The sequence below is a fragment of the Streptomyces sp. NPDC041200 genome, assembly GCF_055591805.1.
Window position 1 is genome coordinate 824,185 of record NZ_JBVIZF010000001.1, and the last position, 13,178, is coordinate 837,362.

At 69.3% G+C, this 13,178-nt stretch carries 13 protein-coding genes; 7 read left to right on the plus strand and 6 right to left on the minus strand.

Going from position 1 to position 13,178, the window contains the following annotated elements; all coding sequences use genetic code 11:
* Window positions 1–42 precede the first annotated feature (42 nt).
* Both mnmA and ACZ6CL_RS03890 read left to right on the plus strand, forming a co-directional pair.
* Complete coding sequence (mnmA, locus tag ACZ6CL_RS03885) at window positions 43–1,215, plus strand: tRNA 2-thiouridine(34) synthase MnmA (protein WP_468930769.1); 1,173 nt, start codon at window positions 43–45, stop codon at window positions 1,213–1,215.
* A 196-nt stretch (window positions 1,216–1,411) separates the two neighbouring features.
* Window positions 1,412–3,061, plus strand: coding sequence for a glycine/sarcosine N-methyltransferase (locus tag ACZ6CL_RS03890; RefSeq protein WP_468931267.1), 1,650 nt, complete (start codon window positions 1,412–1,414; stop codon window positions 3,059–3,061).
* 68 nt (window positions 3,062–3,129) lie between these two features.
* On the opposite strand, the gene ACZ6CL_RS03895 is transcribed toward ACZ6CL_RS03890, so the two are convergent.
* The 5 genes from ACZ6CL_RS03895 to ACZ6CL_RS03915 all read right to left on the minus strand — a co-directional run bounded on the left by ACZ6CL_RS03895 (window position 3,130) and on the right by ACZ6CL_RS03915 (window position 7,564).
* Complete coding sequence (locus tag ACZ6CL_RS03895; RefSeq protein WP_468930771.1) at window positions 3,130–3,690, minus strand: Uma2 family endonuclease; 561 nt, start codon at window positions 3,688–3,690, stop codon at window positions 3,130–3,132.
* A gap of 164 nt (window positions 3,691–3,854) precedes the next feature.
* Window positions 3,855–4,703, minus strand: coding sequence for a hypothetical protein (locus ACZ6CL_RS03900; RefSeq protein WP_468930773.1), 849 nt, complete (start codon window positions 4,701–4,703; stop codon window positions 3,855–3,857).
* 280 nt (window positions 4,704–4,983) lie between these two features.
* Window positions 4,984–6,417: a WGR domain-containing protein gene (locus tag ACZ6CL_RS03905; RefSeq protein ID WP_468930775.1), complete on the minus strand. Its 1,434-nt coding sequence runs from the start codon at window positions 6,415–6,417 to the stop codon at window positions 4,984–4,986.
* Between the two features lie 80 nt (window positions 6,418–6,497).
* A complete protein-coding gene (locus tag ACZ6CL_RS03910; protein WP_468930777.1) occupies window positions 6,498–6,749 on the minus strand; it encodes a DUF397 domain-containing protein in 252 nt (83 codons plus the stop codon).
* Entirely contained in the window at window positions 6,746–7,564 is an 819-nt protein-coding gene (locus ACZ6CL_RS03915) for a helix-turn-helix domain-containing protein (RefSeq protein WP_468930779.1), read from the minus strand. The genes ACZ6CL_RS03910 and ACZ6CL_RS03915 overlap by 4 nt, the downstream gene beginning before the upstream one ends.
* Window positions 7,565–7,666: 102 nt before the next feature.
* Between ACZ6CL_RS03915 and ACZ6CL_RS03920 the strand changes: the two genes are divergently transcribed.
* Window positions 7,667–7,963: a hypothetical protein gene (locus tag ACZ6CL_RS03920; RefSeq protein WP_468930781.1), complete on the plus strand. Its 297-nt coding sequence runs from the start codon at window positions 7,667–7,669 to the stop codon at window positions 7,961–7,963.
* Window positions 7,964–7,973: 10 nt separating this feature from the next.
* The gene (locus tag ACZ6CL_RS03925) at window positions 7,974–8,501 is read left to right on the plus strand and encodes an LOG family protein (RefSeq protein ID WP_468930783.1); all 528 of its coding nucleotides are present in this window, start codon (window positions 7,974–7,976) and stop codon (window positions 8,499–8,501) included.
* On the opposite strand, the gene ACZ6CL_RS03930 is transcribed toward ACZ6CL_RS03925, so the two are convergent.
* On the minus strand, window positions 8,483–9,100 hold the full coding sequence (locus tag ACZ6CL_RS03930; RefSeq protein ID WP_468930784.1) for an SRPBCC family protein: 618 nt from the start codon (window positions 9,098–9,100) through the stop codon (window positions 8,483–8,485). The two genes, ACZ6CL_RS03925 and ACZ6CL_RS03930, sit on opposite strands and share 19 nt — an antisense overlap.
* A gap of 112 nt (window positions 9,101–9,212) precedes the next feature.
* Between ACZ6CL_RS03930 and ACZ6CL_RS03935 the strand changes: the two genes are divergently transcribed.
* The 3 genes from ACZ6CL_RS03935 (at window position 9,213) to ligA (ending at window position 13,167) form a co-directional block, all read left to right on the plus strand.
* Entirely contained in the window at window positions 9,213–9,902 is a 690-nt protein-coding gene (locus ACZ6CL_RS03935; RefSeq protein WP_468930786.1) for an SDR family oxidoreductase, read from the plus strand.
* Between the two features lie 84 nt (window positions 9,903–9,986).
* Complete coding sequence (locus ACZ6CL_RS03940) at window positions 9,987–10,940, plus strand: methionine synthase (RefSeq protein WP_468931269.1); 954 nt, start codon at window positions 9,987–9,989, stop codon at window positions 10,938–10,940.
* A gap of 16 nt (window positions 10,941–10,956) precedes the next feature.
* Complete coding sequence (gene ligA, locus ACZ6CL_RS03945) at window positions 10,957–13,167, plus strand: NAD-dependent DNA ligase LigA (protein ID WP_468930787.1); 2,211 nt, start codon at window positions 10,957–10,959, stop codon at window positions 13,165–13,167.
* Window positions 13,168–13,178 lie beyond the last annotated feature (11 nt).

Here is a 13,178-nt window from a genome sequence, read left to right on the forward strand (position 1 = left end):
CCGTTATTCGTTCCCCGCGGAGCGAATTATGCTGGCTGGGTTATGACTGATTTCCCCGGTGCGCCCACAGGTCCCCGCGACGGCCGTCGCCTCCGCGTCCTCGCCGCCATGTCCGGCGGCGTGGACTCGGCTGTCGCCGCCGCGAGGGCGGCCGAGGCGGGCCACGATGTGACCGGCGTCCACCTCGCGCTCTCCGCCAACCCGCAGTCCTTCCGCACCGGCGCCCGCGGCTGCTGCACGATCGAGGACTCACGGGACGCCCGCCGGGCCGCCGATGTGATCGGCATCCCGTTCTACGTGTGGGACCTGGCCGAGCGGTTCCGCGAGGACGTGGTCGAGGACTTCATCGCCGAGTACGAGGCGGGCCGCACGCCCAACCCCTGCCTGCGCTGCAACGAGAAGATCAAGTTCGCCGCGCTGCTGGACAAGGCCCTCGCGCTCGGCTTCGACGCCGTGTGCACCGGCCACTACGCCACGGTCGTCCGAAGCGACCAGGGCGTCCTGGAGCTGCACCGCGCCAGCGACATGGCCAAGGACCAGTCGTACGTCCTCGGCGTCCTGGACGAGCGGCAGCTCGCCCACGCCATGTTCCCCCTCGGCGACACGCTGACCACCAAGGACGAGATCCGCGCCGAGGCCGAGCGGCGGGGCCTGGCCGTCGCCAAGAAGCCCGACAGCCATGACATCTGCTTCATCGCGGACGGCGACACCCAGGGCTTCCTCGCCGGTCACCTCGGCACCGCCGAGGGCGACATCGTCGACGAGGGCGGCCACAAGCTCGGCACCCACGAGGGCGCGTACGGCTTCACCATCGGCCAGCGCAAGGGGCTGCGCATCGGCCACCCGGCGCCCGACGGCAAGCCGCGGTACGTGCTGGACATCTCCCCGGTGAACAACACGGTCACCGTCGGACCCGTCGAGGCCCTGGACGTCTCGGCGCTGGTCGCCATCAAGCCCCGCTGGTGCGGCGCCGCCCCCACCGGCCCCGGCGCCTACACGGCCCAGCTCCGCGCCCACGGCGGCGAGACCGAGGTGACGGCCGAGCCGGTGGACGGGGACGGCGCGGACGGCGGCGAGCTGCGGGTGACCTTCACCGAGCCGGTCCGCGGCGTGGCCCCCGGCCAGGCGATCGTGCTCTACGACGGCACCCGCGTCGTGGGCTCGGCGACCATCGCGGCGACGGAGCGGTCCCGCCCGGCCGTGCCGCAGGCGTAATAGGGGCAAAACACTAAAAAACCCGCATAACCCACATAATTCGCATAAAGCGGTGTATTCCGGATTCGCCAGTCCCTGTTGCTTTGTATTTACATACAATTTGACACCGCAGGTGGCATAGATCACGCGACTTCGGGGAGGCGCACCTCCGGACACGGGTGCCGTTGTCCGCTGTCTCAGCACCGGAGGTTTCGTTATTTCTGCGCGAGCTGTTCAGAAATTCGGAGACAATCCATTCGAGGTCAGGGACACCGATCACTACACCGAGGAGTATGTACCAAGCTTCGTCGAAAAGTGGGACTCGCTCATCGACTGGGAAAAGCGATCAGAAAGTGAGGGTACGTTCTTCATAGATCTCCTGCGGGAGCGTGGCGTAAAAAAGGTCCTCGATGTCGCCACCGGGACCGGTTTTCATTCGGTACGGCTTCTTGAAGCCGGGTTCGAGACCGCGAGCGTCGACGGAAGCGCCGAAATGCTTGCCCAGGCGTTCGACAACGGGCTCAAAAACGGCGAACACATCCTCCGCGTCGTCCAGGCCGACTGGCGCTGGCTCAACCGCGACGTGCACGGCCCGTACGACGCCATCGTCTGCCTCGGCAACTCCTTCACGCACCTCTTCTCGGAGCGTGACCGCCGAAAGGCCCTCGCCGAGTTCTACGCGCTGCTCAAGCACGACGGCGTCCTCATCCTGGACCATCGCAACTACGACGCGATGCTCGACAACGGCTACACCAGCAAGCACGTGTACTACTACTGCGGCGAAGACGTCGCCGTCGAACCGGAGCACGTCGACGAGGGGCTGTGCCGCATGCGCTACAGCTTCCCCGACGATTCCGTCTACCACCTCAACATGTTTCCGCTGCGCAAGGACTACACGCGGCGGCTCATGCAGGAGGTCGGCTTCCAGCGGATCGAGACGTACGGCGACTTCCAGCACACCTACCGGGAGGAGCAGCCCGACTTCTTCATCCACGTCGCGGAGAAGGAGTACATCGCGACGGACGACCCGTCCGGGGACTACTCCCCGGCCGTCGGCACCGCCCGCGACTACTACAACTCCTCCGACGCCGACGCGTTCTACTCGCGCGTCTGGGGCGGCGAAGACATTCACATCGGCGTCTACGAGCGGGAGGACGAGCCGATCGCCGAGGCCAGCAGGCGCACCGTCGCCCGCATGGCGAGCGGCCTCGACCTCACGCCGTCGTCCACCGTCCTCGACCTCGGAGCGGGCTTCGGCGGCTCGGCGCGCTATCTCGCCGAGACCTACGGCTGCCGCGTCACCGCCCTCAACCTCAGCGAGGTGGAGAACGAGCGGCACCGCGCGATCAACGCCGAGCGCGGGCTCAGCGAGATCATCGAGGTGCTGGACGGCTCGTTCGAGCGGATCCCGCTGCCGGACAACAGTGTCGACGTCGTCTGGTCCCAGGACGCGTTCCTGCACAGCGGCAACCGCCGCCGCCCCCTGGAGGAGGCCGCCCGCGTCCTGCGCCCCGGCGGTCAGCTCATCTTCACCGACCCCATGGCGGCGGACGGCTGCCCGACCGACACCCTGCGGCCCATCCTGGACCGCATCCACCTCGACACCATGGGCTCCCCGGACTTCTACCGCCACGAATTGGCCCGCCTCGGCTTCACCGAGGTCGGCGCCGGCTTCGAGGAGCACCGTGAACACCTGATCACGCACTACAGCCGGGTCCTGGAGGAGACCCGCCGCCAGGAAGATGAAGGCTTGGCGGAACACGTCAGTGCCGGCTACCTCGCCCACATGAAGAAAGGTCTCACCAACTGGGTCGAGGGCGGCAGGAAGAACCATGTGACGTGGGGCATCTTCCACTTCACCCGGTGACCCGGATTTTCCGGTAACCCGGTACGGCCGGTGGCGGGCCCAGCCCGCCACCGGCCGCCTGTGGGTGCTCAGTACGTGTAGAGCGCCTGTGTGTCGAGCGTCGCGCCGATCGGCTCGCTGATGGGCACCGGCTCGCCGAAGTCGGACTCAAGCGATCCGCGGTAGTGATCCCCGCTAGGCAGCGAGTAGAGCAGGCACTTTCCCTTGATGGGGTTGACGATCAAGTAGTACGGGATTCCCGCGAGGGCGTACTTCTTGACCTTCTTGTCGGTGTCGTTCTCCGGATTGGACTCCGAGACGACCTCGACGACGAGCATGATCTCGTCGGCCGGAAATTTAGCGAGCCGTGTCCCTCGGTAGGAGGGATCCGCGACGGAGATGTCCGGCCTGAGTAGCGTCGTGCCGTGCCAGCCGTCGTAGACGGTGTCGACCTCGGTCATGACGAACCATTGAGACACGAGCTGGGAGGCGATGGTGAGGACCATGTTCCCATGTGGGCTGCTGACCACAGTGCTGACGTAGACCTCTCCATCGATCATCTCGGCGTGGTAGTCCGGGAATGCCGCGTCGAATTCTTCGAAGCGCCGCATCTCTTCGGTCTGCACTGGGCTCTCCATCTGCGCTGTCATGGTGTGCCCTCCCCTCGTGATCCTGGCCTCTGCCAGGGTAGCTGTGCGTATGTGGCCCTGCACGCAGTCAGCGCTATGGGCGGCGTCAGGCGCGCGGCAGGCGAGCCGCTGTGTGTGCGTGTCATGCGGTCATGTCGCTTTCAGGCTGAAGCGTTGGTTCATGGTCAAGCGGCGAGTGGCGCCGAGGCGGGCGCCGAGTTCCGGCAGTCGCGGCAGCGGCCCGGGCGGGGCGCGCGGAAGGGGCGGTCGCAGCCGTCGCAGTCCTGGAAGGGGATCGGGCGGGGCGGCGTGGGAGCGGCGGTGGGCTCCGGTGGCCGCAGGGCGGCCAGGCGGTAGGCCAGCAGCCGCGCCGGGCGGCGGTCGATGCGGTCGGGGAGCCCGGACGTCAGCGCCTCGGCGATCTCGTACGGCCCGACCCCACGGTCGAGCCACCCCACGACGGCGGGCGCCAGCGCGGCGGTCTCCCGCTCCGACAGGACGAGGCGGCCGTCCCGGTGGCGCAGGGAGCCCAGGACGGCGGCGGCCCGAGGATCGGGCGCGGCGCCCGGCTCCGGTTCGTGCGCCGGTTCCGGCTTCGGCCCGGGCTTCGGTTCCGGCTTCGGCTTCGGCTCCGCGACGGGCGCCTCGGGCGCGGGTACGGCCGGGGCCGCGTCGCTCTCCGTGCGGCCCGGCGTGTCGTACACGAACGTCCGGGTGACGACCCGCCCGCCCGGCCCCCGCTCGACGCGCCGCTCCAGCCAGCCTTCCGCCTCCAGCTCGTTGAGCGCGGCGGAGATCCGGGCCCGGCCCTCCTTGAAGTGGGCACAGAGCGCGTCGATGCGGATGGAGGCGCCGTCGGGCAGGGACAGGATGTACGCGGCGACACCGACGGTCACCGCACTGCCCGCCCGCTGGGCGAGCCGATTCGAGAGCACGGTGAAGTTGGCGGTGTGCCGGGTGCGGACGTGGATGACGCCGGACGCGGGAGCGTCGGCGTGAGCGCGCACGGGCGCACTAGACTGCGAGTCAGCCATCGGGAAGGTACGACTTCCTAGTTGGTCAGGCCCTCGTCTCGGGATGGCAGTCCCGGCGGGGGCCGACGTCTGTGTGCGGTTGTTGCGGCGAGACTAACCCGACCCTTGGCATATTCGCGCCCAAGTCACCTGATGGGGTGACGAGTTGGGCGGGCGGGTGGGTGGGTGGGAGTTCTCTACCGGGGTTCTTGGGTAGGGCGCGGCCTGACCGGATGCCGGTTGCCCGGCACCTGGCGCCGCCCGACCGGATGCCGGGCGCCCGGCATCCGGTCGGGCCGGATCAGAGCAGCCGCTGGATGTCACCGCGCACCCGGTAGAAGCCGCCCGCCGCCGGGTGCAGGGATTCCACGACATAGCGCGCCCCCGGCTCCCGTATCGCGCGCGGGAACTGGACCTTCCAGGAGGGGTCGTAGCCCTCGGACACCACGTGCACCCGGACCCGGCCACCGTCCTGCACGCACTCGACGACGACCGCCCCGGCCGGGGCCTGCTCGACGGTGGTCACCGATTCCACGGCCGTGGCCGGAGCGTAGGTCGGCAGAGCGGCGGCGAGCTTGACGTCCCGTACCGCCGGGACCGTGCCCTGATGTGCCGCCGAGATGGCCGCCTCGCTCGCGTCCACGCACACCAGCGAGCCGTCCGTGGTCACCAGGTACAGCCGGTCGTCGTGGTACTGCATCGACAGCGCTGAGCCGCCGCCCGTGCCGAGCTTCCACAGGCGCGTGCCGTCCTGGTCGAAGCAGTAGACGGACGACGCCGAGTCACCGGCGAAGACGAACCGCCCACCGGGCGAGGTGGCGCACGAGTACACCGCGTTGTCGCAGGCATAGGTGGCCTCGACCGCGCCGGTCGCCTTCGACAGCCGCTGGACCACGTGGCGCCCGGTCCCCGCGTACACGCTGTCGGCCTCCTGCCATCCGAACAGAACGGAGCCCGTGGTTGGCCTGTGCCACAGCTCGCCGCCGCCGTCGGGAGCGTAGGCGGTGACGCCCTGCCCGTGGCCGTGGTAGACGGCCCGGCCATCGGCGCGGACCATCCAGCCGCTCCGGCCCACGCTGCGACGGGCCCACTGGTGCTCGTCCTCGTGGTCGATGACGGTGAGCCGACCTTCTTGGTCCGACACGTTCAGGACGCCCTCATGGATGTCCAGCCAGAAGATGTCGATGTCGGCCGCGATGTCGTACGCCGCGAACGGCAGCTTCGAGGACAGGTCGTAGACCTTGCCGTCGTCACAGCCCGCGTAGATCCAGAAGTCGTCGGCCACCAGGCACTTCACCCCGTCCGGCAGGCTGAAGCGGGCGAGGACGCCGCCGTCGTGGTCCAGGGTGAAGACATCCCCCGCCTGGTTGCCGACCCAGCAACGGTCGTCATCGACGTGGATGCCGAATGCCGACGAGCCGGTGCGGAACCGCCACAGCACGGGGGCCACGGCGCGGGCGGTGGACGGAGCGGAGGTCACCTGGCGCCGGGTCACCCGGCGCGGGGCCCGCTGCCCGGGAACGGCCGGGGCGTACCCCTTGCGGACCTTCTCCCCGACTTTCTTCGCGGCGGCGGCCTTCGCCTTCTCGGCCGTGGCGAACGTCGACGTCTGCGTCTGCCCGGCGGCGCCGATCCGCCCGTACCGCACGGTCACGGTCATGCCGTTGACGGCGACCTCGTAGAACTTGTGCGCGCCTTCGCCTTCCTGCGACAGCTCCAGATACGTCGTCGACACGGCAGACCCCTCCCCAGGACGGACCCGCCGCCTTGTCCGGCGGGTCCCACTGCTCAGACCGTAGGAGGGGCCACTGACAATCAGCCCGCGTCGCGGGCGGCGGCGAAGGCGACGAAGGCCGCCCAGGCAGGTGCGGGGATGGTGAGGGCCGGTATGGCGGTGTCCTTGGAGTCGCGGACGTGTACGGCGTCAGGGCACGCGGCGACCTCAACGCAGGCGTTGCCTTCGGCACCGCTGTAGCTGGACTTGTGCCATTCGACGGCGACTTCGACGCACGCGTTGCCAGAGCCGCCGCTGTAGCTGCTCTTGAACCAGGTCAGTTCGGTGCTCATTGCTCTCCTGTCAGGAGTCCCTCGATGAAGGCGACCGACGCTTCAGGGTCCAGGGCCTGCGACTGGATCGTGCCATACACGTGCTTCAGCTCGCTGATGTCTTCAGGGTCGGAGAGGAAGTAGCTGCCCCGCTGCCCTTCGACGTAGCCGACGATGCAGTGGTTCGGAGTCTCCAGCAAGACCATGGGGCCGTCGACGCCAGCGTTGGTCTCACGGGAGTTTGGCATGACTTGCAGCTGAACATTGTGCAGGGCCGCGCACTTGAGGAGGTGGCGTAGTTGGCCCTCCCAGACCTCCCTGCCGCCGATCATCTTCCGCAGCACAGCCTCCTCCAGGACGAACACCAGCCTGGGGGCGGGCTTGCGGTAGAGGAGCTGCTGCGTTGCCAGTCGCCTTTGCACCGCGCGTTCCACCCCTTCCTCGTCCAAGCTGGGACGCAGTGATCGGAGAACCGCTCGGGCGAAGTCCTCAGTCTGAAGCAGTCCGTGCAGGATGTGGGTCGAGTACACGTGCAGGGACAGGGCTTCCGCCTCAAGCTCCAGGTACTCCCGTGTCCATTCCGGCGGGCCGTCCTGCCATAGCAGCTTTGCCGCCTCCATCAGCAGCCCCTGCGCGCCGAGCGCTTCGTCCACCGCCACCACATACGGCGGCTTCGGCACCCGCTCGGCGCGCTCCACCTTGGCGATCATTGACTCCGTATACGGAATCCGCTTCTCCAGGTCCTTCATGGTCCAGCCGAGCCGTTCCCGCATCATGCGGGACTGCGCTCCGAAGACCTTCGCGGCCGGTGACGGCTTCTTCTTCCGCTCGGTCAACGCTTCCCCTCCCCATCGCACAGATCGCACAGTCGCAGTGCGATCACGCACCGTTACGTCGATTCTGTGACCAGGCTAGACGCGACCTGTGACAGTAGGCACATGTCACGCGAAGTCACCTCACCGACCGGTCTCCGCTTGCTACCCTGGACGACTCCCGACGGCCGCCCCTGCTATCTCTCGACCGATGGCGACGGCCCCGTGGCCGCCCTCGCTGGCGAGGTCGAGGACATGCAGCTCTCCACCGGAGACGAACTGCTGCTCCACGCCCGCGCGATGCTCGCTGACCCCAAGGTCCCGCTCGGCGAGTTCCGCTTCCTCTCCGCCCGCCTCACCGAGGCGCTGCACGACGCGATCCGTGTGGCGCGGAGCCGTGAATGTGCTCAACCCGGCTCGTAGGGTGACCGCCATGAACATCTGCGTCTTCTGCTCCGCCGCCGACCTCGACGACCGCTACACCGCCCCCGCCCGGGAGTTCGCCGAGCTGATCGGCAAGGGCGGGCACACCCTCGTCTGGGGTGGGTCGGACGTCGGGCTGATGAAGGTCATGGCCGACGGGGTGCAGCAGAACGGCGGGCGGCTGGTCGGGGTCTCGGTCGAGTTCCTGGCGGACCGGGCCCGGGAGGGCGCCGACGAGATGGTGATCGCCAGTGACCTCGCCGAGCGCAAGGCGCAGCTCCTCGCCCGCTCCGACGCGGTCGTGATCATGGTGGGCGGGACCGGGACGCTGGACGAGGCGACGGAGATCCTGGAGCTGAAGAAGCACGGGCTGCACATCAAGCCGGTCGTGCTGCTGAACGCGGCGGGGTTCTATGACGGGCTGAAGCAGCAGTTCCAGCGCATGGAGGCGGAGGGCTTCCTGCCGCGTCCGCTCAGCGACCTCGTCCACTTCGCGGAGAACGGCGTGGAGGCGATGACCTACCTGGAGGCCGTCTGATCCGCCTCGGCGGTGGCCTTCAGGTCGCGCAGCCACTGTTCGAGACCCCGGCCGAGGGCCTCGGTCGCGGTGGGGACGTCGGCTTCGACCTGGTCGCCGGTCCACGTCTCCTCGGTGTGCACCCGCACGCCGCCCCGGACCTTGGTGAAGGTCCACAGATGGACGCCCTCGTCGATGCGCAGTCCTTCGCCGATCGCGGGTCCTTTCCACAGGATGCAGGAGCCGTGCTGGAGTTGGCGGATGGTCGAGGTGATGTTCAGGGTCGTCTCGGGCGTCGTGGGGGTGGCGGGTGCCGGGGTGGTCCACCGGAATCGCGAACCCTTCCGCAGAGGGCCCGGGTCGAGCCGCTTCATCGTGAGGACGGGGGCCTGCCAGGCGGGCCAGCGCTCCACATCGGTCTGCAGCTTCCAGATGGTGCTGAGCGGCGCCTTGATCACGGTGTCGGTCCGGTAGCGGATGAGCGCGCTGGCGTCGACGCCTTCTCCCCGGCAGGTGGACGAAGGGCTCGGGGGTGCGGTCTGCGCGTGGGCGGGGGCGGCGATCGCGAGGATGCCGGTGACGGAGATGGCGACGCGCAATAACGGACGAATGCTCGGCATGGAGTCCTCCAGTTAGGCCTTCTTGTATTCGTTAGAAGTTCTAACGCGCGGTCGGCTGGAACGTCAAGAGGGCGATGCCGTGCGGCCGGAGAAGGTGCGGCAAGCTGGGGGCATGGGAACGCATCTGATCACTGGGGCAGGTTCGGGCATCGGCACGGCGGTCACCGAGCGGCTGGCCGAGCGGGGCGACGAGCTGTGGCTGCTGGCGCGGGACGCCGGGCGGGCGAAGGAGCTGGCCGGGCGGTTCCCGGGGGCGCGTACGGTCGTCGGCGACCTGGGGGCCCCCGAGAAGCTGTCGTGGGCGCTCAGCCATCAGTCGTTGCCCGAGCGGCTCGACTCGGTGCTGCACATCGCGGGCGTGGTCGACCTCGGTGAGATCGGCGAGCTGACCCCCAAGGCCTGGAACCGTCAGCTCGCCGCCAACCTCGTCTCGCCCGCCGAGCTGACCCGGCTCCTCCTGCCGCAGCTCCGCCTCGCGCAGGGCCATGTCATCTTCCTCAACTCCGGCGCGGGGCTGCGCGCCAACGCCCAGTGGGGCGCGTACGCGGCCAGCAAGCACGGCCTGAAGGCGCTGGCCGACGCGCTGCGCTGGGAGGAGAGCGGCAACGGGGTGCGGGTGACGACCGTCTACCCGGGGCGTACGGCGACGCCGATGCAGGTGAAGGTGCATCAGCAGGAGGGCAAGGAGTACGACGCGGAGCGCTGGATCGCCCCGGAGACCGTGGCGACGACCGTCCTCACCGCGCTCGACCTGCCGCGCGACGCGGAGATCACGGATCTCCAGATCCGCCCGCGTGGCTGAGCGGCGCTCACCCCATAGGCTTTTGGGGTGAGTGAGAAGCAGAAGCACAGCTGGGGCGCGGGAGCCGCGACCGGCGTCGGGTCGATGCCGGGCGAGGACGCGCGGGAGGCCGTGAAGACCGTCACCGGGTCGCTGGAGGCCCTGCCGTATCTGCCGGAGCTGCCCGCGCGGGGGCCCGGGGCGGACATGCTCGGGCGGACCGCCGGGATGCTCGTCGAGGTGTACGCCCATGTGGAGCCGAGTGGCTGGCGGATCAGCGACCGGCCGGGGCGGGACACCCGGCGGGCACGGTCCTGGCTGGGCGAGGACCTGGACGCGCTGGAGGAGTACGCCCAGGGCCACCGAGGGGCGCTCAAGGTGTCGGCCGTCGGGCCGTGGACCCTCGCGGCGGGCCTGGAGCTGCGGAACGGAGAGGTCGCGCTGAGCGACCCGGGGGCCTGCTGCGACCTGACGGCCTCGCTGGCCGAGGGCGTGCGCGCGCATCTGGCCGAGGTGCGCCGCAGGGTGCCCGGTGCCGAGGTGGTGCTGCAGCTGGACGAGCCGTCGCTGACGGCGGTGCTGACCGGAACCGTCCGTACCGCAAGCGGCTACCGCACCCACTCCGCCGTGGACCGGGGCGTGGTGGAGGGCGCGCTGCGGGATCTGGTGGCGGCGGCCGGGGCGCCGGTGGTGGTGCACTCGTGCGCGCCGAACGTGCCGTTCGGGCTGCTGCGGCGCGCGGGGGCGAGCGGGGTCTCGTTCGACTTCTCGCTGCTCACCGAGCGTGAGGAAGAGGCGATCGGGGAGGCCGTCGAGGGCGGAACGGCGCTGTTCGTCGGCGCCGTCCCCGGCATCGAGGCCGCGTTGTCGGACCCTGCCGGTAGCGTCGGGGGTGTCAGGACGCTGTGGCGCAGGCTGGGGCTGTCACCGGGGACTCTCGCGGAGTCCGTGGTGATCACGCCGTCGTGCGGGCTCGCGGGCGCTTCGCCCGCGTACGCGCGCGCCGCGCTGGCCCACTGTGTCCGGGCGGCGAGATCGCTCGCGGACAACCCTGAGTGACTGGGAGGACGACACGGTGGCCGGCGAACAGCAGTCGACGGTGCCCACGGAGGCACGGGATGAGCACGCCAAGCTCGCTGAGCAGGTCGAGGAGCACCGCTTCCGGTACTACGTGAAGGACGCCCCGATCGTCAGCGACGCGGAGTTCGACAGGCTCCTGCGCAGGCTGGAGGCGCTGGAGGAGGAGCATTCCGAGCTGCGCACCCCCGATTCGCCCACCCAGAAGGTGGCGGGGGCGTACGAGACGGAGTTCACCGAGGTCGAGCACCGGGAGAGGATGCTCAGCCTGGACAACGCGTTCGACGATGACGAGCTGGGCACCTGGGCCGACCGCATCGCCAAGGAGCTGGGCACCGGCGCGTACCACTTCCTGTGCGAGCTGAAGGTGGACGGCCTCGCGGTCAACCTCACCTACGAGCACGGACGGCTGACCCGCGCCGCGACCCGGGGCGACGGGCGCACCGGTGAGGACATCACCCCCAACGTGCGGACCATCGCCAAGATCCCCAACCGGCTGACGGGTGACCGTGTCCCGGCGCTGGTGGAGGTGCGCGGCGAGGTCTTCCTGCCCCGGAAGGCGTTCGAGGAGCTGAACGCGCGGCTGGTGGAGGCGGAGAAGCCGCCGTTCGCCAACCCGAGGAACGCGGCGGCGGGTTCGCTGCGCCAGAAGGACCCGAAGGTCACCGCGAGCCGCCCGCTGGACATGGTGGTGCACGGGATCGGCGCGCGCGAAGGCTTCGCCATCGACCGGCTGTCGCAGGCGTATGAGCTGCTGCACGAGTGGGGGCTGCCGACCGCGGCCCACTTCCGGGTGGTGGACACGATCGAGGGCGTGCGCGAGTACATCGCGCATTACGGGGAGACCGAGCACCGTCATTCGGTGGAGCACGAGATCGACGGCGCGGTCATCAAGCTCGACGAGATCCCGCTGCAGGGGCGGCTCGGCTCCACCTCGCGGGCACCGCGCTGGGCGATCGCGTGGAAGTTTCCGCCCGAGGAGGTCAACACCAAGCTGGTCGACATCCGGGTAGGCGTGGGGCGCACGGGGCGGGTGACGCCTTATGCGGTGGTTGAACCGATCACAGTCGCGGGCTCGGAGGTCGAATTCGCGACACTGCACAACCAGGACGTGGTCAAGGCCAAAGGTGTGCTGATCGGTGACACCGTGGTGCTGCGTAAAGCGGGCGATGTCATTCCGGAGATCCTGGGCCCGGTCGCCGATCTGCGGGACGGCAGCGAGCGCGAATTCGTGATGCCCGCCGCGTGCCCGGAGTGCGGGACCCCGCTGCAGCCCGCCAAGGAGGGCGACGTCGATCTGCGGTGTCCCAACAGCCGGTCCTGCCCGGCGCAGCTGCGCGAGCGGATTTTCTATCTCGCCGGGCGGAAATCCCTGGACATCGAGAACCTCGGTTATGTCGCCGCGGCCGCCCTCACCCAGCCGCTGGAGCCCGCCGAGCCGCCGCTGCGGGACGAAGGCGATCTGTTCGACCTCAAGATCGAACAACTGTTGCCCATTCGCTCGTATGTGCTGGACCCGGACAGCGGACTGCCCAAGCGCGATCCGGAGACGGGCGAGGAGAAGGTCGTCACCTTCTTCGCCACGCAGAAGGGCGAGGCGAAGAAGAACGCCCTGGCGATGCTGGCCAATATCGAAGCCGCCAAGCAGCGTCCACTGGCCCGGATCATCACCGGCCTTTCGATCCGTCATGTCGGCCCGGTCGCGGCCACCGCGCTGGCCCGGGAATTCCGCTCGCTGGACCGGATCGCCGAGGCCAGTGAGGAGGAGCTGGCGGCCACCGAGGGCGTCGGCGGAATCATCGCCACCTCGGTGAAGCAGTGGTTCGCCGTGGACTGGCACCGCGAGATCGTGGAGAAGTGGCGGCGCGCCGGGGTGCGGCTGGAGGAGGAGGCGGCCGAGGACGCGGGCCCGCTGCCGCTCAAGGGGCTGACCGTGGTGGTCACGGGCACGCTGGAATCGCACACCCGGGACGGGGCCAAGGAGGCGCTGCAGAACCGTGGTGCGAAAGTCACCGGCTCTGTTTCGAAAAAGACTGATTTCGTGGTCGTCGGGGACAATCCCGGATCGAAGTACGACAAAGCCATGCAGTTGAAGGTCCCGGTTCTCGATGACGACGGATTCGCCGTCCTCCTCGAACAGGGCCCCGACGCCGCACGCGACGCCGCCGTAACGCCTCCGGAGGAGTCCGGGGAGGAGTCCGGGGAGTAGCCCGAGGGGGA